Below are 17,822 nucleotides of genomic sequence, written 5' to 3'. Positions count from 1 at the left end.
ATGCGGGCATGGACGACATCACCGCGCTCATCCTCGACGACCACGACGCGTTCCGCCGCGGGTTCGCCCGCCTCGACGACGCCCGGGGCGAGGAGCAGCTCACCGCCGTGTGGGATGCCCTGGCCCTGCACCTGGAGATCCACGCCGAGGCCGAGGAGCGGATCCTGTACCCGCACCTGCTCAAGCGCTCCCCCTCCGAGGAGACCAAGGAGGAGACCGACGACGCGATCCGCGACCACAACAAGATCCGTGACGCGATCGAAGCCGCCGGGCGCGCGAAGGTCGGCTCCGACGAGTGGTGGAAGGCCGTCTGGGCGGCCCGCACCGAGAACAGCGAGCACCTCGCCGAGGAGGAGGACGAGGTGCTGCCCGACTTCCGCAGGCACGCCGACATGCGGCTGCGCATCGACCTCGGCGCGCAGTGGCTCACGTTCTACGGCGAGCACCCCAGCGGCAAGGGCCTCACGTTCCGCGACAAGGACCCGCAGCGCTACATCCAGGAGCACAGCAAGGAATAGCCGGCGCGTTGCGGGGGACCTACCGGCCCATGACAACTGTGCTGATCACCGGTGGCCTCACCGGCATCGGACGGGCCACCGCGGCGGCGTTCGCCGAGCAGGGCGCGGACGTGGTGGTCGCCGGCCGCCACGACGCCGACCTGCCGGGCGGCGCCGTCTTCATGCAGGCCGACGTGCGCCGCGAGGGCGACGTCCGGCAGCTCGTCGAGGACGCTGTCACCCGCTTCGGCTCGCTGGACATCGCGGTCAACAACGCCGGCCGCGCTGTCAGTCGGCGTCGTGGAGGTTGTAGCCGCGTTTGGTGAGTTCGGTTTCTATGGTGTGGCAGACCTGCTCGACGACGGCGACCCGGGCGTACTGCTTGCTGTCGCCGGCGATGACGTGCCAGCGGGCGCGGGGTTTGTCGGTCTTCTCGAGCATGTCCTCGACCGCGGATTCGTACTCTGCTCGGCGTTCACGGTTGCGCCAGTCCTCGTCGGTGAGCTTCCAGGATCGGAGCGGATCGCTCGAGCGGTCCTGAAAGCGGCGTAGTTGCTCGTCGGCGGAGACATGCATCCAGAATTTGATGAGGATCATGCCTTCAGCCGTAAGGGTGCGTTCGAATTCTACGATCTCGTCGTAGGCGCGCGTCCATTGCTTGGCGGTGGCGAAGCCTTCGACGCGTTCGACAAGGACGCGTCCGTACCACGAGCGGTCGAGGACGCTCATGCCTCCCCAGCCGGGCAGCACGGCCCAGAACCTCTGGAGGAAGTGATGCCTCTTTTCGTCGTAGGTGGGTGCGGCGAACTGCGCGACTCGGACGTGGCGGGGGTCGAGCGGGGCAACGAGGCGTTTGATGCTGCCCCCTTTGCCGGAGGCGTCCCAGCCTTCGAACACGACGCACAGGGGAGGTCCGATGTTGTGATCGCCGAGTTGACCGCCGAGGAGCAGGCGTAGCCGCAGCAGACGTTGCTGGGCCGCTTCGAGACGATCTCGGGCTTCTTTCTTCGAGAGGTCGACCGCCAGATCGACCTTGGAGAGGCGGCTCATGCTGCGATCCTCGCGTCTTGTCCCGGGCGTCTGTGGCTGCGTACAGCCTACGGGTCGCCGGCGAAGTGCTGTTCCTGGTCGTGGCGGGTCCGCCGTTGTCGGCCGGGATCCGGCGTCCGATGAGGACGGGCAAACTTGATCACGCAATAGTTGCTAAGTGGACAATGCGAAAGTTTCCCGCAATTCAGGCTTTACAGGTCAAAGTGAGCGGGCTAGTGTTTCCGGCAGTCGGTGCCGCTCCCGCGAAGTTCGCTGCGGCCGGTGCCGGCCGCCGCCGCGAAGGCCCGGTGCACTGCGCTCTGACCGCATTGCACGAAGCCGTCGTCCTGCTAGCGCCTCCGCCGCGGCCTCGCGCCCGTGCCCGGGTCGACCGGGCCGGCGACGGCCCCTCGGCCGAATCCGGATTCGATGACGCACTCGTCGTGCGGTGCTGCCGCGCTGCGTTCCTCGCGTCCGATCCTGCCAGCAGCCCGAACACCTGAAGGAGATCCGATGCGTACCCGCAGGCCCGCAGCGTTGGCCGCGCTGATGCTGGGCTGCTTCGCGCTCGTCGCCACGTCGCTCGGCGCGTGCGGTTCCGCCAAGCCGGGCCAGACGACGCTCGTGGTCGAGATCTTCGGCGACCTGGGATACCGCGACCTGTACGCCGAGTACGAGCGCAGCCACCCCGGAATCAAGATCGTCGAGCACGTCGTCTCGTACGACGACCACCACAAGAACCTGCAGGCGCGCCTGCTGGGCGGATCGGGAACCGGCGACATCGAGGCCATCGACGGTGGCTACATCGCGAAGTTCAAGGTCATGTCCGACAAGTTCGTCGACTTCCGGGAGTACGGCGCCGACCCGGGCCAGTGGCTACCGTGGAAGTCGCAGCAGGCGACCGGCGCGGACGGCAGCCTGATGGGGCTGGGAGCCGACATCGGCGGCCTGGCGATGTGCTACCGCCGGGACCTGTTCGCACAGGCCGGCCTGCCGACCGACCGCGACCGGGTGGCCGCGCTGTGGCCGGACTGGCAGTCGTACATCGCGACCGGCAAGCGGTTCAAGGCCAACGCGCCCGACGGCGTGGCCTGGTTCGACTCCGGTTCCAACATCTTCAACGCCATGATCGGCCAGGCGCCGGTCGGCTACACCAACCCCGACAACGAGGTGGTCGTGGCGGACAACCCGGCCGTCAAGGAGGCGTTCGACCTCGTGGTCGAGGCCGTGCAGGCCGGCGAGTCGGCGAAGCTGGCGACGTTCAGCCAGCAGTGGAACGCCGGATTCCAGCGAGGAGCCTTCGCCACCGTGGCCTGCCCGGCGTGGATGACCGACACCATCAAGCAGAACGCGCCGCAGACCAGCGGCAAGTGGGACATCGCCAAGATCCCCGGCGGCAGCGGCAACTGGGGTGGCTCGTTCCTGACCGTGCCCAAGCAGAGCAAGCACCGCAAGGAGGCCGCCGAACTCGCCAGGTTCCTGACCGCGCCCGAGCAGGCGAGCCGGATCTTCCGCACCCAGGGTCACCTGCCCAGCCAGGCCGCGCTCTACGACGACCCCGCGGTGCTCGGCAACACCAACGCCTTCTTCAACGACGCGCCTACCGGCCGGATCTTCACCGAGTCGGCGAGCACCCTGCGGCCGCAGTACCAGGGCCCCAAGGACGGCGACATCGGACCGCTGATCGGCCTCGGGATCAACCGGGTCGACAAGGGCAAGCAACGACCCGACCAGGCGTGGCGCCAGGTCCTCAAGGACGTCGCGAATGCCACCGAGCCGTAGAAAGGAACGACGAGCCTGATGGCAGTGATCGCACCCGCGCCGGTGCTGCCCGAGCGGCCGGACGCCGTGCCGGAGAAGGTCAAGCGGTGGCCCGGCCTGCGCCACAGATTCGACCTGAGTGGCACCCCATACCTCTACATCGCACCGTTCTTCGTGGTGTTCGCGGCGTTCGGCCTGTTCCCGCTGCTCTACACCGGATGGATGGCCATCACCCAGTGGAACCGCGACATACCCGGCAGTGATCAGACCTTCGTCGGGTTGGGCAACTTCGCGCGGCTCCTGCACGACGAATACTTCTGGAACGCGCTGCGCAACACCGCCGTGATCGGGGTGCTGAGCACCGTGCCGCAGCTGCTGTTCGCGATGTGGATCGCCCACCTGCTGCACCGCCGGATGCGCGCCCGCACCCTGCTGCGGATGGGCGTCCTGCTGCCCAACATCACCTCGGTGGCCGCCGTCGGAGTGATCTTCGCCCAGCTGTTCGGGCGGGACGTCGGCGTGATCAACTGGGTGCTCAGCCTGGTCGGCCTGGGCAAGGTCGACTGGCAGGGGGGCACCTGGCAGTCGTGGCTGGCCCTGGCCGTCATCCTGACCTGGCGCTGGACCGGCTACAACGCCCTGATCTACCTCGCCGCGCTGCAAGCCGTGTCGGACGACCTCTACGAGGCGGCGGACCTCGACGGCGCCGGCCAGTTCCGGAAGTTCTGGACCATCACCGTCCCGGCGCTGCGCCCGACCATCATCTTCACCGTCATCATGTCGACGATCGGCACGATCCAGCTGTTCACCGAACCACTGATGTTCAACCCCGGTATGAGCCCGACCGGCGGCGACTCCCGCCAGTTCCAGACCCTCGCCATGTACGTGTACGAGCAGTTCTGGACCCACGGCAAGTACTCCTACGCCGCCACCGTCTCCTGGGCCATGTTCATGATCATCGTACTGGCGGTCGGCGGGAACTACCTGCTGTCCCGACGCATCCGGAGCTCCGCATGACGACCCTGATCCCGGTCTCCCGGGCCATGACCGGCGCTCGCCGCGGCCGCGGGCGGACCGCCGCGCCGGGCAAGCGCCGCGCCAGCACGAGGACCTACCTGCTGCTCGGGCTCATCACCGTGGTGTCGGCGTTCCCGCTGTACTGGTCGCTCGTCGCGGCGTCCAACGACAACGCCACGGCGGGCAGCTGGCCACCCCGGCTGCTGCCCGGCAGCCACCTGTGGCAGAACCTGCAACAGGCGTACACCCAGGCGAACTTCGGCCTCGCCCTGCTCAACTCGATGATCGTCGCCACCGTGGTCACGGTCAGCGTCGTGCTCACCAGCACCCTGGCCGGGTTCGCGTTCGCGAAGCTGCGGTTCCGCGGCCGCAACGCCCTGCTCGGGTTCCTGCTCGTGACGATGATGGTGCCGGCCCAGCTGGGCATCATCCCGCTGTACATCATGATGTCGCAGTGGCTGGGCTGGACCGGGCACCTGCAGGCGGTCATCGTCCCGGCGGCCACGTCCGCGTTCGGCGTCTTCCTGATGCGCCAGTACCTGTCCGAGGCGCTGCCCGACGCGCTGCTGGAGGCGGGCCGGATGGACGGATGCTCGACGCACCGGCTGTACTGGCACGTCGTGCTGCCCGCCGCGCGGCCCATCGCCGCGGTCCTCGCGCTGTTCACCTTCATGAACGCCTGGAACGACTTCTTCTGGCCGCTGCTGGCGCTGGGCCAGGGCAACCCGACCGCCCAGGTCGCACTGTCCTCCCTGGCCGGCGGCTACTACATGGACTACTCGCTCGTGCTCGCCGGAACCCTGATCAGCACGGCACCCGTGCTGCTGGTGTTCCTCCTGCTCGGCAAGCAGATCATCGGCGGGATCATGCAGGGGGCGGTGAAGGCGTGACCTGGACCGTCTGGCTCATCCCGCACTTCCACTACGACCCGGTGTGGTGGAACACCCAGTCCGCGTACACCCAGACCTGGGACCAGCCGCAGGACCAGCCGCAGGACCAGCCGCAGGACCAGCCGCAGGACCAGCCGCACGCCCCCGTCGCGGGCGAGGCGTGTTACGCCTGGCCCGGGCACAGCGCGTTCAGCCTCGTCAAGGCGCACCTGGCGAAGATCCGCGAGGATCCGCGGTACAGCGTGGTCCTCGCGGAGGTCGACTACCTCAAGCCGTACTGGGACACATATCCGGAGGACCGGGCACTCATCCGGCGACTGATCGCGGACGGCCGCCTGGAGCTGGTCGGCGGCACCTACAACGAGCCCAACACCAACCTCACCGGCATCGAGACGACGATCCGCAACGCCGTGCACGGCATCGGGTTCCAGCGGCACGTCGTCGGTGGTGTCCCGTCCACCGCGTGGCAACTGGACGTCTTCGGCCACGACCCGCAGTTCGCGCAGGTGATGGCCGGCGCCGGGCTGACCTCGATCGCGTTCGCCCGCGGCCCCTACCACCAGTGGGGGCCCATGCTGACCAGCTGGGACATCCGCGAGCATCGCAAGCCGTTCGCGCCGGTCCAGTTCCCCACCGAGTTCGAGTGGGTGTCGCCCGGCGGCGACGGCCTGCTCACCCACTACATGGCCGGGCACTACTCGGCCGGCTTCAGCCTCGACGCCGCCCAGGATCCGCAGACGGCCGCGGCGCAGCTGCACGAGCTGTTCACCCAGCTGCACCCGGCCGCCGCGACCCGCAACGTCATGATCCCGCTCGGCAGCGACTTCAGCCCTCCCATGCGCTGGGTCACCGATCTGCACGCGGCCTGGGAGCAGCGGTACCCGCAGGTGCGGCTGCGGTGCGGCCTGCCCCGCGACTTCTTCGCCGCCGTGCGGGACGAGCTCGCCGCGAGGGGTGTGCACGCCACGCCACAGACCCGCGACATGAACCCGATCTACACCGGTAAGGACGTCACCGCGATCGACACGAAGCAGGCCCACCGCCTGGTGGAGACGCTGCTGCTCGACGCCGAGAAGTGGGCCACGTTCGCCGCGCTGCACGGCGCCGCCTACCCCGCTGCGGCCGTCGACAAGGCGTGGCGGCTGCTGCTGTTCGGCGCGCACCACGACGCGGTCACCGGCACCCAGTCCGACCAGGTCTACCTCGACCTGGTCGCCGGCTGGCGCGAGGCGCACGACCTGGCCGCCGACGTGGACCGGGCGGCCCGCCGGCACCTGGCCCGGCACGTCGACACCCGCGGAGCGGGCACCGCGGTCGTCGTGTTCAACCCGCTGTCACATCCCCGCACGGACACCGTCTGCCTGGAGATCGACCTCGACCCGGCCGCGGCGGTCACGGTCACCGACGACGTCGGGGTCCCGGTCCCGTGCCTCACCGAAGTCCTCGCGCACGCCGCCGGCGACCGGCCGGGCCGGGCGCGGCTGCGGTGGGTCGCCCGCGACGTGCCGTCGATGGGCTACCGCACCTACCGTCTCCTGCCCGGCACCGTGCGGTCATCGGCGGCCACGTGGCAGGTCGTTGAAGCGACCGGCATCGCCAACGACCGCTACCGTGTCCGTGCCGATCCCGCGCGGGGCGGCGCCCTGACCGAGATCACCGACCTCGCCGCCGGCCGGGACATCCTGCCGCCGGGCCGGGTGGGCAACGAGCTGGTCTGCGTCGCCGAGCACCGCGACCACCCCGACTTCGGGGAGGGCCCGTGGCACCTGCTGCCGCACGCCGTCGCCTGGCGCAGCGCGGACACCGCGGCGACCGTCACCGTCGAGCACTGCCCGATCGGTGAGCGCATCACGGCCACCGCGACGGTCGACGGATGTCGCTACACGCAGCGGACCACGCTGTGGCACGGCATCGACCGCATCGACTTCGCCACGGACATCGACGGGTTCGCCGCCACCGACCGGCTCCTGCGGGTGCGCATGCCCTGCGACATCCCCGGCGGCATGCCCGTCAGCGAGACCGCCGCCGCCGCCATCGGCCGCGGCTACGCCCTGCTCGACGCCGACGCGGCCGAGCACCCCCGGACGCTGGACAACACCGCGCACCAGTGGTTCGGCCTCGCCGCCGCACTGACCGTCCACCTGCACGATCCGCAGGAGCCCTCAGGGCGCGCAGGGCGCTCGCGAGCGGTGTCCGTCGCCGAGATCGTCGTCGCCGACGGCGACGAAGGCCGGCCCTCGACCCGGCGGCTCGCCGTCGCGCTGGCCCGGGCGGGTGTCACCGCCACGGTGACGAACGCGACGGGAAACCGGTACGGCGCGCTGGACACCGACTCCAACCTCCCCGACTGCCGTGTCGCGGTCGGCACCCCGCAGCGCAACACGTTCGTCGCCGAACTCCTCGACCAGGTGCCGGCGCCGTACGCCGCCGAACTGGCCGCCCAGCTCGCGGCCACCGGCACGGCCCGCCTCTGGATACCGGCCGAGCGGCCGCTGCGCGAGGTCTGGCGGCCTGGCGCCGACGTGCGCTCGATCCGGGACCTGCCCGTCCTGCTGATCGCCGGCGCCGACGCGGACGCCGAGCGCAACGCCCTCACCGACTTCCTCGACGACGTCCGCGACGCGACCGTGCACGTCACGCAACCGTCCGACCTGCACCACGGCGAGACAGCCGTCGAGGACTACGCCGTCGCGCTGCTCAACCGCGGCACCCCCGGCTTCGCGGTCGAGCCCGACGGCACGCTGAACATGTCGCTCACCCGCGCGTGCACCGGCTGGCCCACCGGAACCGCGATCAACTTCCCGGACCGCAACGCACCGGGCGGGCGCAGCTTCCAGCACCAGACCAGCAGACGCTTCGAGTACCACCTGGTGAGCGGCGCCGGCGGATGGCGTGCCGCCGGGTTCGTCGCCGCCGGCCAGTCGGTCAACCATCCGCTCGCCGCCACCGCCGCACCGGCCGGCGACGGGGCGCTGCCGGCCACCGGATCCCTGTTGAGCGTCGAGCCCGCCGGGGACTTCGTCGTCACCGCGGTCAAGCCGCGGGGGGAGCCGCTCGCCACCGGCTCCGCGGTGCCCGCCGACGCGTGCGACAGCCTGATCGTCCGCGGCTACGAGCCCCACGGCCGCTCCGGCAGCGTCGCGATCCGCCTCGCCGGCGGTATCGCCTCGGCCACGACCGCCGACCTGCTCGACCGCCCCGGCACGCCCGTCGGGCACGACGGCCGGCGGCTGCGGGTCGACGTCGAGGGGTACCGGATCACGTCGCTGGCCCTGTCACCGGCTCGCGCCGAACGGGGCAGGACGGCACTCGCGGCGGGCACCGAACCCGTGCAGCCCGTGTTCACCCGCTACTGGCTGCACAACTGCGGCCCCGCCCCCATGGGGAACCTGCCGGTCACGCTCACCCTCCGGCCGGACGACCAGCCGCAGGACGCCGGTGTACGGCTGTGCGCGCAGATCGTCTGCGACGACGCCGACGCCGGCTACGACGGGGACCTGCTCGTCGGGGCGCCGCAAGGGTGGGCCGCCAGCCCCCGATCGAGGTCCGTGACCGTCGCCGCGGGTGGCCACGTCAGCGTGCCGGTCACCGTCACGGCCCCCGACGACGCCGAACCCGGCTGGTACGCGGTCGCGGCGAGCATCACCCACCGGGGCCAGCAGCTGCAGGACGCCCTCGTCGTGCCCGTGGGCCGGCCCGCGCCGGGGCCATTGCTGCACGCGCACGCCGACGTCAGGGAACTCACGCTGGCCCCCGGGGCACGTGGTCACGTCCGGGTGCGGGTGAGCCACGACCTGCGCACGCCGCTGCAGGGGTACGCCCAGCTCATCACCCCGCACTACATCTGGCCGCTGACGGGCGAGCCGACCCGGGGCTTCACCGTCGCGCCCGGGTCCACACTGAACGTCGAGTTTCCCGTCGCCGTCCCGGTCGGGACGCCACCCGGGGAGTTCTGGGCCCAGCCGAAGATCAGCGCCTTCGGCCGGATCGCCTACAGCGAACCCGTCCGCATCGTCGTGCGCGCCGCCTCCTGATCCGGGCCCGCCGCAGCCGGTGAACCGGTGACCGGCTCCCGCCGGACGAACGCCAGCAGCACCCAGCCGGCGGCGCCTCGGCGGTGCCGACCCGCCCGGGTCCGTCACGCAGCCGGCGCAGCCGCGCCTGCCTCCAGCCGGGCCACCGCCTCGTCCGTGGGCAACGTGTCACCGAGGTCGACCTTCGACGGCCGCTTCATGGTCATCAGCCTGCCACGCCGGCTCACGGCGACGGCATCAGCGGCACAGCTCACGTTGTAACGCGTTCGCCGGGTGCATCCCCCGGCGGAGGTGCGACAGTACTCCGTATGAGCACGAAGCGGGCGCTGCGCATCGTCGCACTGCTCGTCGTGCTGGGCGTCGCCGCGCTGACGCTCAAGGACAAGCTGCCGGACCCGGCGCAGATCGCCGCCACCATCACCTCGGCGGCCCCGTGGTGGCTGGTCCTGGCCGCCGCCGCGGAGATGACGTCCCTGCGGCACTTCGCCCTGCAGCAGCGCCGGCTCCTGGCCGGCTTCGGGGTGCGGATGTCGGTGCCCCGCGCGGTCGCCGTCACGGTCACCCGCTCCGCGATCTCCTTCAGCCTGCCCGCCGGCTCCGCGATGTCGGCGGGGTTCGCGTTCCGCCAGTTCCGCACCGCGGGCGCCAGCCGCCGCACCGCCGGCGCCGTGGCCGTGCTGTCCTCCGTGCTGTCCGGGGTCGCCCTGGTCCTCATGTACGGCGCGGTCGTGCTCATCCCGCGCGGCGGCGCCACCGGCAACGCCGACACGCTCGTGCTGGTGATCGCGCTGCTGGTGATCGCCACCGTGGTGTTCGGCCTGGACTTCCTGCTGTCGCGCCGCCCGCCCGCGCCCGCCACCGACCTCGCCGCCGACGACCCGCCGCCGGGCCCGCGGCCCGGGCTGATCGAGCGCGGCCGGGCGTCGGTCGCACGCACGGTGGCCGACCTGCGCCACCTGCCGCCGCGCTCGTGGGTGCTCTCGCTGATGCACGCCACCGTCAACTGGGGCCTGGACTTCGCGTGCCTGGCCGCGACGGTGGCCGCGTTCGACATCGACGTGAGCCCGGTGGCCCTCGCGACCGTGTACCTGACGGTGCAGCTGGTCCGACAGGTGCCGATCAGCCCCGGCGGGATCGGCGTGGTCGAGGTGGCGCTGCTCGCTGGCCTGGTGTCCGCCGGGGCGGCGAACGGCCCGGCCGCCGCGGCGATGCTGGTCTACCGGCTGCTGTCCTGCTGGATCATCATCCCGCTCGGCGCGCTGGCGTACGCGACCCTGCGCGGCCGCGGGACGCCTGTGCCGGAGCCCGAGCCCCACCACCACCCGACTCCCGTGGCGTGAAGCTGGCGGCGTGAAGCTGTGGCGTGGAGCTAACAAAGATCTTTCAAACTTCACACGTTGGTGTTAGGTTCGGTCCGTGCACGTACCGGATCGACTCGACCTGACCCTGCGCCTGGTCCGCGGCAGCGGCCGGCTGACCCTGGCGGAGCTCGCCGGCCGCCTCGGCGTGTCGGAGATGACCGTCCGCCGCGACCTCGACCAGCTCCAGGAGCAGGGCCTGGTCCGGCGGGTCCGGGGCGGCGCCGTCGCCCTGGACGTCCCGGGCGACGAGGCCGGGTTCGCGGTCCGCGAGCAGTGGCAGGCCGCCACGAAGGCCCGGCTCGGCCGCGCGACCGCGGAGCTGCTCGCCCCGGGCAGCACCGTGCTGCTCGACGCCGGCACCACGACGGCCGCGGTCGCGGCCGCGATCGCCGCCCGCTTCGGCGCCGCCGGGGTTTTGTCAGGGGCGCCGGCCGGGGCGCCTTCAGGGGCGCCTTCAGGGGCGCCTTCAGGGGCGCCGTTGACGGTGGCGGTGCTGAGCCTGCAGGCGGCGGTGCGGCTCGCCGACCAGCCCGGCATCCGGCTGCTCATCCTCGGCGGCGAGTCCCGCGCCGGCGAGCGCAGCCTGGTCGGCCCCCTCGCCCTGAGCGCCCTGGAGCAGCTGCGCTTCGACACGTTCGTCATGTCGATCGGCGCGGTCCATCACGACCTGGGCTGGTCCGAGTTCGACCTCGACGACGCCGCCGTGAAGCGGGCCGCGCTGCGCCGCGCCGGCCGGACCGTCGTCGTCGCCGACGCCACGAAGCTCGGCGTCCAGGCGTTCGCCCGGGTCGCCCCGCTCGATGCGGCCGACACGTTCGTCACCTCCGGCACGGCCTCCCTCACCGGCGAGGCCGCCACCGCCACCCTCTCGGCGCTGCGAACCTCCGGCGTCGAGGTCATCACCATCGAAACCCCCGAGGAATCCCCATGATGATCCTGGTAGCCGGCCCGTACCGCTCGGGCACCGGCGACGACCCCGCCAAGCTGCGCGCCAACGTCGACGCCATGAACGACGCCGCCGTCCACCTCTTCCGCGCCGGCCACCTGCCGGTCACCGGCGAGGCCCTGGCCCTGCCGCTGATCGAACGCGCCGGCTCCACCACCGTCGGCGACCCCGTCTTCGACGAGATCTTCCACCCGATCTCGGCTCGCCTGCTGACCCGCTGCGACGCGGTCCTGCGCATCGGCGGCCCGTCCGCCGGCGCCGACGAGATGGTCGCCCAGGCCCGCGCCGAGGGCAAGCACATCTACACCGCGCTCACCGAGGTCCCGTCCGCATGAGCGGCCCGGAGCGTAGCGGAGGGTTGCGAGTCATGGGCTCAGGGTGGGGCTCAGGCCGGCGCCGGAGCGTAGCGGAGGTGGCGGCATGAGCGGCCCGGAGCGTAGCGGAGGGTTGCGAGTCGTGGGCTCAGGGTGGGGCTCAGGCCGGCGCCGGAGCGTAGCGGAGGTGGCGGCATGACCGGCCCGCAGCGCAGCGGAGGTGGCGGCATGGGCCGCGCACACTGGGCCGGCCCGTCCCGCTGACCGACTGGGGGTTGCCTGCCGGCCGGACCACCGTGGTGATCCAAGTCGCGTGCCGGTCGTCTGGACGACCACGACGCGACTTCGATCAACCGGGCAAGATCACCGGTGCGCCGGGGGCATCAGGGCAGGCCGACGGGGCGCTGGCGGCGGGTGGGGCGGGGGACGCCGGCGAAGGAGATCAGCTTGAACCAGGCGGGCACGCCGCGGCGCAGGTCCTCGGGGCCCTGGATGTCGACGGCGCCGCTGCGCAGGGCGTCGGACCAGGCCAGGTCGCCGAGCCAGACCTCGACCATGCTGCGCAGGTCGGCGGTGACGCGCACGGCGACGTCGAAGCCCGGGTCGGCGTCGCACACGTCGGCGTCGGTGGGGGTGAGCACCAGCCACCAGTTGCGCTGCGGCGCCGGGGCGGCCGGGAACTGGAACTGGATCACGGTCCGGCCGGCCGGCACCGCGGCGTGGTCGACCCGGCGGTGCATGTCCCACAGCAGGATCTTCGGGTCGAGGTCCTGGTCGCCGAGGTGGCCGATCCAGCGGATGCCCCACTCGCCGAGCGCGCTCACGATCGGGGCCAGCTCCTGACCGGCGGGGGAGAGGCGGTACCGCACCTCGCTGCCGCTCTTGTGCCGCTCCGCGATGCCGGCGGCGACGAGGTGCTGCAGGCGCTTGGACAGCAGCGTCGGCGACATGCGGGGCAGGCCGCGGCGCAGGTCGTTGAAGTGCCGGTCGCCGCCGACGAGCTCACGGACCACGAGCAGGGTCCAGCGCTCGTCGAGCAGCTCCATGGTCTTGGCCACGGGGCAGAACTGGTAGTACGACGCTCCCATGCGCGCACCGTAGCTGTCGGCTGCGCGACTGGTACAGATCCTGTACTAGTTGCGCGCTGCCGGCGGTTTCTACGGTCGAACGTATGCAGACCGCTGAGATGACCGCCGACCAGGCGTTGAAGAGCAAGCACCGGGCCATGTGGGCGCTGGGGGACTACGCGGCCGTGGCCGCCGAGGTGATCCCGTCGCTGGGGCCCGCCCTCGTGGAGGCCGTCGGGGCCGGGCCCGGCACGCGGGTCCTGGACGTCGCCGCCGGCTCCGGCAACGCGGCGATCCCGGCCGCCGAGGCCGGCGCCGACGTCGTGGCCACCGACCTGTGCCCCGAGCTGCTCGACGTGGGCGCGGACCTGGCGCGGCGCCGGCAGGTGGACCTCGCGTGGCAGGTGGCCGACGCGGAGGCGCTGCCGTTCGGCGACGGCGCGTTCGACACCGTCATGTCCTGCGTCGGGGTGATGTTCGCGCCGCACCACGCGGTGAGCGCCGGCGAGCTGGTGCGGGTGTGCCGGCCCGGCGGCACGGTCGGGCTGGTCAACTGGACGCCGGAGGGGTTCATCGGGCAGATGTTCGCGACGATGAAGCCCTACGCGCCGCCCCCGCCGCCCGGTGCGCAGCCGCCGCCGCTGTGGGGCAGCGAGGCGCACGTCCGGGGCCTGTTCGGCGACGCGGTCACCGAGGTCGTGGCGCAGCGGCGGATGCTGCGCGTCGGGGTGTTCGCGACCGCGGAGGCGTTCCTGGAGTTCTTCAAGCGCACGTACGGCCCGACGATCGCCGTCTACCGCGCCGTCGCCGACCGCCCGGACGCCGTCGCGGCGCTGGACGAGGCCCTGCTGGACCTCGCCCGCCGGCACGATCTCGGTGGTGGCGCGATGGACTGGGAGTACCTGCTGTACGTCGGCCGCACCCGCTAGACGAGGCGCTGCCGCTGCCGGCCCAGCCCGTCGATCTCCAGCTCCATGACGTCGCCGGAGCGCAGGTACGGCTGGCCCGGCAGGCCCATCGCCACCCCGGCGGGCGTGCCGGTGTTCACGACGTCGCCGGGGTGCAGCACCATGAACTGGCTCAGGTACCAGATCACGTGCGGCACGTCGAAGATCATGTCGCCGGCGACCTCGTCCTGGCGGGGCTCGCCGTTGACCCAGGAGCGCAGCCGCAGCTCGGGCACCGTCAGGTCGCCGGCGGGCACCAGCCACGGGCCGAGCGGGTTGAACGTCTCGCACGACTTGCCCTTGTCCCACTGGCCGCCGCGCTCCAGCTGGAACTCCCGCTCGGAGACGTCGTTGCTGACCGCGTACCCCGCGATGCAGTCGGCGGCGTCTGCGGGGCTGTCCAGGTACCGCGCCTGCCGCCCGATGACGACGGCCAGCTCCACCTCGTAGTCGGTCTTGACGCTGTTGCGCGGGATGCGCACGTCGTCGTCGGGGCCGACCACGGTGTCCGGCGCCTTCATGAACACGACCGGCTCGGCGGGCGGCTCGGCACCGGACTCGGCCGCGTGGGCGCGGTAGTTGAGGCCGATGCAGACCACCTTGCCGGGCCGGGCGACGGGCGCGCCGGTGCGGGCCGGCGGGTCCGCGAGCACCGGCAGGGTGCCAGCGTCGAGGGCGGCGCGGACCCGGCCGATGCCGTCCGCGGCCAGGAATGGGCCGTCGATGTCGCGGGTCAGGCCGGACAGGTCGCGCACGACGCCGTCCGCGTCCAGCACCACGGGTCGTTCCGCACCTGAAGGGCCGAGCCGGGCAAGCTTCATGGGCTGCCACGGTACGACCAAAGTGGCCAAGTGGTCAAGCCAATCGAACGGGCGGGGCCCGCATGGGGTGGCGACCGGCTACGGCGGCGGCGAGGCCCGGGCGGCGGCGGCGATGTGCTCCAGGTGGGCGGTCATCGCGGCGCGGGCGCCGTCCGGGTCGCGGCGCTCCACGGCGGCGACGATCGCTTCGTGGTCCGCGGCGGTGCGCCGGCGCACGCCCGGGCGGGCCGCGGTGATCGACCGGCTGGAGCGGCCCAGGGTGGACAGCGACTCGAGCATCGCGGCGAGCAGCGCGTTGCCGGAGGCCTCGGCGACCAGGCGGTGCAGCAGCAGGTCGGCCTCGATCTGGTCGGCGCCGGCCATCGCGGCCCGCATCGCCGCAGCCTGCGCGGCGGTGGCCCGCTCGGCGGCGAGCGCGGCGAGGGCCGGTTCGAGCAGCAGCCGGGCCTCGAACAGCTCCCCGATCGTGCGCTCGTTGAGCGCCATCACGAACTGCATCGGCTCCAGCAGGGTCGCGGTGTCCAGCGCCGCGACGAACGTACCGGCGCCGTGCCGGCTCTCCAGGATGTTGAGCCCGACGAGGGAGCGGATCGTCTCGCGCAGCGTGGGCCGGCTGATCCCCAGCAGCTCGCTGAGCTCCCGCTCGGCCGGCAGCCGCTGCCCGGGCGCGAGCCGGCCGTCGACGATCATCTGCTGGATGCTGCGGGCCGCGTCCGCCGCCGCCGACGTGCGCCGCAGCTTCACGAACCCCGGGCCGTTCACGGCAGGCCGGCGACGGTGAACGTGCCCGGCGCGGCGCCCGTCGTGGCGATGGCCGCGCCGTCCGGCGCCCAGATCGTGGACCGGCCGGCGGTGTGGGTGTAGCCGTCGCCCGTGGGGCCGGCGAAGCTGGCGAACGCGACCCACACCCCGTGCGCCGCGGCGATGCGGGCGCCGCGGGCGTCCTGCTCGGCGGTCTCCTCGGCGAACATGAGCGTGCCCGCCACGTACCCGTCGATGCCGAGCGCGGCCGTGCGGGCCTGGTGCTCCGGCACGCCGGTGTCCTTGCAGACGGCGAGCCCGAGGCGGCGGCCCTCGACGGTGATGACCTCCGGCTCGGGGCCGGGCCGGAAGCGGGACTGCTCCGAGTCGCCCAGATACAGCTTGCGGTACGCGACGGTGACGGTGCCCGCGACGCCGTCGACGGCGAGGATCCCGATGCACGGGCCGTCGACGGGCGCGCCGGCCAGGGCCAGGGTCCCCGTGTCCCGGCAGGCCGCCACCAGGGGCGCGAGCGCCGGGTCGTCGGGCGGCACGAGGGCGGCGTCCAGCTCATACCCGGTCAGCGACAGCTCGGGGAACACCACGACCCTGGCCTGGGCGGCGCGGACGACGGCGGCATGGGTGGCGGCGTTGGCGGCCACGTCGTGCGGCACGCACACCGGCTGGGCGACGGCGACCGTGAGCAGCATCCGTGAATCCTACGTGCCGGGCAGGTTGTTCTCGAGGCGGTGCAACGCCCGCAGGGTGGCGCGCTGCTCGGCGGGGCTCAGGCCTCCAGCCGCGACCACAGCACCTCGATCCGCTCGCGCAGCACGAGGCTCGCCGGGGTCGGCTCGACCAGGGCGGCCCGGCCGTCGGCGGGGTCGGCGACGCGGCGGACGTAGCCGGCCCGCTCCAGGCGCTGGACGCCGCGGGTCATGCTCGCCGCGCCGGACCGGCTGCGGGCGGGTGCGGACCTCAACGTGCCCGACTACAGCACGGCGTACGGCGGCGACCACACCGGCTACACGGACTACCCGGCGCTGCCGGCGGCTTGACACTCATTGATATCGATGATTGGCTGCGGGGGTGTCGACCCGCCGGTTCCTCACCCTCGCGGCCTGCGGCCTCGCGCTGCTGGGCGCCCTGCCCGCCGCCCCCGCCCATGCCACCCCGGGCCAGCCGGAGGCGGTCGCGGAGGCGTCCGACACGTGGTCCGCGGCGCTGAGCGCGGTCGGCGGCGACGACGTCAACGTCACCTGGTCCGGCGGCGCGCTGCGGCTGGCCGACCCGGCCGCAGCACCCGGTGGGCGGCGCGCCCCGGTCCCGCAGGGTCTGCTGCTGACCGCGCCGCACACCCTGGCGACCCCTTCCGACCAGGTCGCCGCGCACGTCACGGCGCAGGTCGCCGGCCCCGCCGGCGGGGTCGAGGTCGAGTACCGCGGCCAGGCCGGCGACCGGTGGACCGAGTGGCAGGCGGCCGGCGCGGCGCTGCCGGAGCCGGTCGGCACCGTGCAGGTCCGGGTGGTGCTGACCGGCGCCGCGTCCGTCACCTCCGTGCGGCTCACCGCCGGCCGCACGGCCGGCGCCCCGAGGCCGCTCGCCGCCGCCGGTGCCGTGTACCGCGTCTACGCCACCCGGGAGGGCCTGGTCGGCGGCACCACCGCCAACGGGCACGTCATCACCAGCCGGGACCACTTCGTGGCGCTGCCGTCACGGCGCGGCCTGGCGCCGAAGGGCACCGGCGACTACACCGTGCGGGTCTGCACGACCAGCGGCGCGCGGTGCGAGTTCGCGCCGGTCTGGGACGTCGGGCCGTGGAACACCACCGACGACTACTGGAACCCGCCGGCGACCCGGCAGTCGTGGAAGGACCTGCCGCAGGGCCTGCCGGAGGCGCAGGCGGCGTACCAGAGCGGCTACAACGGAGGAAAGGACCAGTTCGGGCGTACCGTGGCCAACCCCGCCGGGATCGACCTCGCCGACGGCGTCTTCTGGGACGGCCTGCAGCTCGCCACGAACGCGTGGGTCGACGTCGCCTACCTGTGGACCGGCGGCGGGCCGCGCGGCGTGATCGGCAGCGGGCCGCTCAACATCCGCGCCGGGGCCGGTTCGAGCTTCGCCAGCAAGGGGTACGCGGCCACGTACGCCCAGGTGCCGATCGAGTGCTGGGTCACCGGGCAGTCCATCGCCGGGCCCTACGGCACGACCACCCGCTGGGACCGCGTCGGCGCCGGGCAGTACGTCAGCCACGCGTACATCTCCTCGACCTCCGGCGCCGCACCCGCCTGCTGAGGCGCCGCGGCCGGGCCGGGGCGAATCAGTACATTGATCGCACTGAATCATCGGGTGCCCTCGTCGACACCCTCGCACTTCGATGCGACGGTTGCCGATGGA

General features: G+C 72.7%; 17 protein-coding genes. 11 read left to right on the top strand and 6 right to left on the bottom strand.

The genetic code is table 11. The features are described 5' to 3' along the window. Window positions 1-8 precede the first annotated feature (8 nt). Window positions 9-518 (top strand): hemerythrin domain-containing protein, encoded by a 510-nt coding sequence (locus AB0H83_RS10585; protein WP_360090241.1) that lies wholly within the window; start codon window positions 9-11, stop codon window positions 516-518. Between the two features lie 29 nt (window positions 519-547). Next, window positions 548-823 (top strand): SDR family oxidoreductase, encoded by a 276-nt coding sequence (locus tag AB0H83_RS10580; protein ID WP_360090238.1) that lies wholly within the window; start codon window positions 548-550, stop codon window positions 821-823. Here AB0H83_RS10580 and AB0H83_RS10575 read toward each other — a convergent pair. After that, window positions 786-1,547: a UDP-galactose-lipid carrier transferase gene (locus tag AB0H83_RS10575; RefSeq protein ID WP_360090235.1), complete on the bottom strand. Its 762-nt coding sequence runs from the start codon at window positions 1,545-1,547 to the stop codon at window positions 786-788. The genes AB0H83_RS10580 and AB0H83_RS10575 overlap by 38 nt on opposite strands. A 492-nt stretch (window positions 1,548-2,039) precedes the next feature. Here AB0H83_RS10575 and AB0H83_RS10570 point away from each other — a divergent pair, with 492 nt between their 5' ends. From AB0H83_RS10570 to AB0H83_RS10540, 7 genes are all read left to right on the top strand, one after another. Further along, window positions 2,040-3,308, top strand: coding sequence for an ABC transporter substrate-binding protein (locus tag AB0H83_RS10570; protein WP_360090232.1), 1,269 nt, complete (start codon window positions 2,040-2,042; stop codon window positions 3,306-3,308). A gap of 18 nt (window positions 3,309-3,326) precedes the next feature. After that, a complete protein-coding gene (locus tag AB0H83_RS10565; protein ID WP_360090229.1) occupies window positions 3,327-4,304 on the top strand; it encodes a sugar ABC transporter permease in 978 nt (325 codons plus the stop codon). 26 nt (window positions 4,305-4,330) lie between these two features. Continuing rightward, window positions 4,331-5,194: a carbohydrate ABC transporter permease gene (locus AB0H83_RS10560; RefSeq protein WP_360090477.1), complete on the top strand. Its 864-nt coding sequence runs from the start codon at window positions 4,331-4,333 to the stop codon at window positions 5,192-5,194. Continuing rightward, the gene (locus AB0H83_RS10555; protein WP_360090226.1) at window positions 5,191-9,228 is read left to right on the top strand and encodes a glycoside hydrolase family 38 C-terminal domain-containing protein; all 4,038 of its coding nucleotides are present in this window, start codon (window positions 5,191-5,193) and stop codon (window positions 9,226-9,228) included. Before AB0H83_RS10560 ends, AB0H83_RS10555 begins: the two co-directional genes overlap by 4 nt. Before the next feature lie 308 nt (window positions 9,229-9,536). Next, on the top strand, window positions 9,537-10,568 hold the full coding sequence (locus AB0H83_RS10550) for a lysylphosphatidylglycerol synthase transmembrane domain-containing protein (protein WP_360090223.1): 1,032 nt from the start codon (window positions 9,537-9,539) through the stop codon (window positions 10,566-10,568). 76 nt (window positions 10,569-10,644) lie between these two features. Further along, window positions 10,645-11,520, top strand: coding sequence for a DeoR/GlpR family DNA-binding transcription regulator (locus AB0H83_RS10545; protein WP_360090220.1), 876 nt, complete (start codon window positions 10,645-10,647; stop codon window positions 11,518-11,520). Then, window positions 11,517-11,870, top strand: a complete 354-nt coding sequence (locus tag AB0H83_RS10540; protein WP_360090218.1) for a DUF4406 domain-containing protein — start codon at window positions 11,517-11,519, stop codon at window positions 11,868-11,870. Before AB0H83_RS10545 ends, AB0H83_RS10540 begins: the two co-directional genes overlap by 4 nt. A gap of 362 nt (window positions 11,871-12,232) precedes the next feature. On the opposite strand, the gene AB0H83_RS10535 is transcribed toward AB0H83_RS10540, so the two are convergent. Continuing rightward, window positions 12,233-12,937, bottom strand: coding sequence for a helix-turn-helix domain-containing protein (locus AB0H83_RS10535; RefSeq protein ID WP_360090215.1), 705 nt, complete (start codon window positions 12,935-12,937; stop codon window positions 12,233-12,235). A gap of 83 nt (window positions 12,938-13,020) precedes the next feature. Between AB0H83_RS10535 and AB0H83_RS10530 the strand changes: the two genes are divergently transcribed. Beyond that, window positions 13,021-13,845: a class I SAM-dependent methyltransferase gene (locus AB0H83_RS10530; RefSeq protein ID WP_360090212.1), complete on the top strand. Its 825-nt coding sequence runs from the start codon at window positions 13,021-13,023 to the stop codon at window positions 13,843-13,845. Here AB0H83_RS10530 and AB0H83_RS10525 read toward each other — a convergent pair. The 4 genes from AB0H83_RS10525 to AB0H83_RS10510 all read right to left on the bottom strand — a co-directional run bounded on the left by AB0H83_RS10525 (window position 13,842) and on the right by AB0H83_RS10510 (window position 16,365). Then, window positions 13,842-14,684: a fumarylacetoacetate hydrolase family protein gene (locus tag AB0H83_RS10525; protein ID WP_360090209.1), complete on the bottom strand. Its 843-nt coding sequence runs from the start codon at window positions 14,682-14,684 to the stop codon at window positions 13,842-13,844. The two genes, AB0H83_RS10530 and AB0H83_RS10525, sit on opposite strands and share 4 nt — an antisense overlap. Before the next feature lie 78 nt (window positions 14,685-14,762). Beyond that, on the bottom strand, window positions 14,763-15,446 hold the full coding sequence (locus AB0H83_RS10520; protein WP_360090206.1) for an FCD domain-containing protein: 684 nt from the start codon (window positions 15,444-15,446) through the stop codon (window positions 14,763-14,765). Beyond that, window positions 15,443-16,135: a carbon-nitrogen hydrolase family protein gene (locus tag AB0H83_RS10515; RefSeq protein WP_360090203.1), complete on the bottom strand. Its 693-nt coding sequence runs from the start codon at window positions 16,133-16,135 to the stop codon at window positions 15,443-15,445. Before AB0H83_RS10515 ends, AB0H83_RS10520 begins: the two co-directional genes overlap by 4 nt. Before the next feature lie 77 nt (window positions 16,136-16,212). Then, window positions 16,213-16,365 carry a winged helix DNA-binding protein gene (locus tag AB0H83_RS10510; protein WP_360090200.1) on the bottom strand — a complete coding sequence of 51 codons (153 nt, stop codon included), beginning with the start codon at window positions 16,363-16,365 and terminating at the stop codon, window positions 16,213-16,215. A 149-nt stretch (window positions 16,366-16,514) separates the two neighbouring features. On the opposite strand from AB0H83_RS10510, the gene AB0H83_RS10505 reads away from it, so the two are divergent. After that, window positions 16,515-17,720 carry a hypothetical protein gene (locus AB0H83_RS10505; protein WP_360090197.1) on the top strand — a complete coding sequence of 402 codons (1,206 nt, stop codon included), beginning with the start codon at window positions 16,515-16,517 and terminating at the stop codon, window positions 17,718-17,720. Window positions 17,721-17,822: the final 102 nt, after the last annotated feature.

It is taken from the genome of Dactylosporangium sp. NPDC050688 (genome assembly GCF_040654515.1).
Taxonomy (GTDB): domain Bacteria; phylum Actinomycetota; class Actinomycetes; order Mycobacteriales; family Micromonosporaceae; genus Dactylosporangium.
This window is presented reverse-complemented; position numbering and strand designations above follow the sequence as displayed.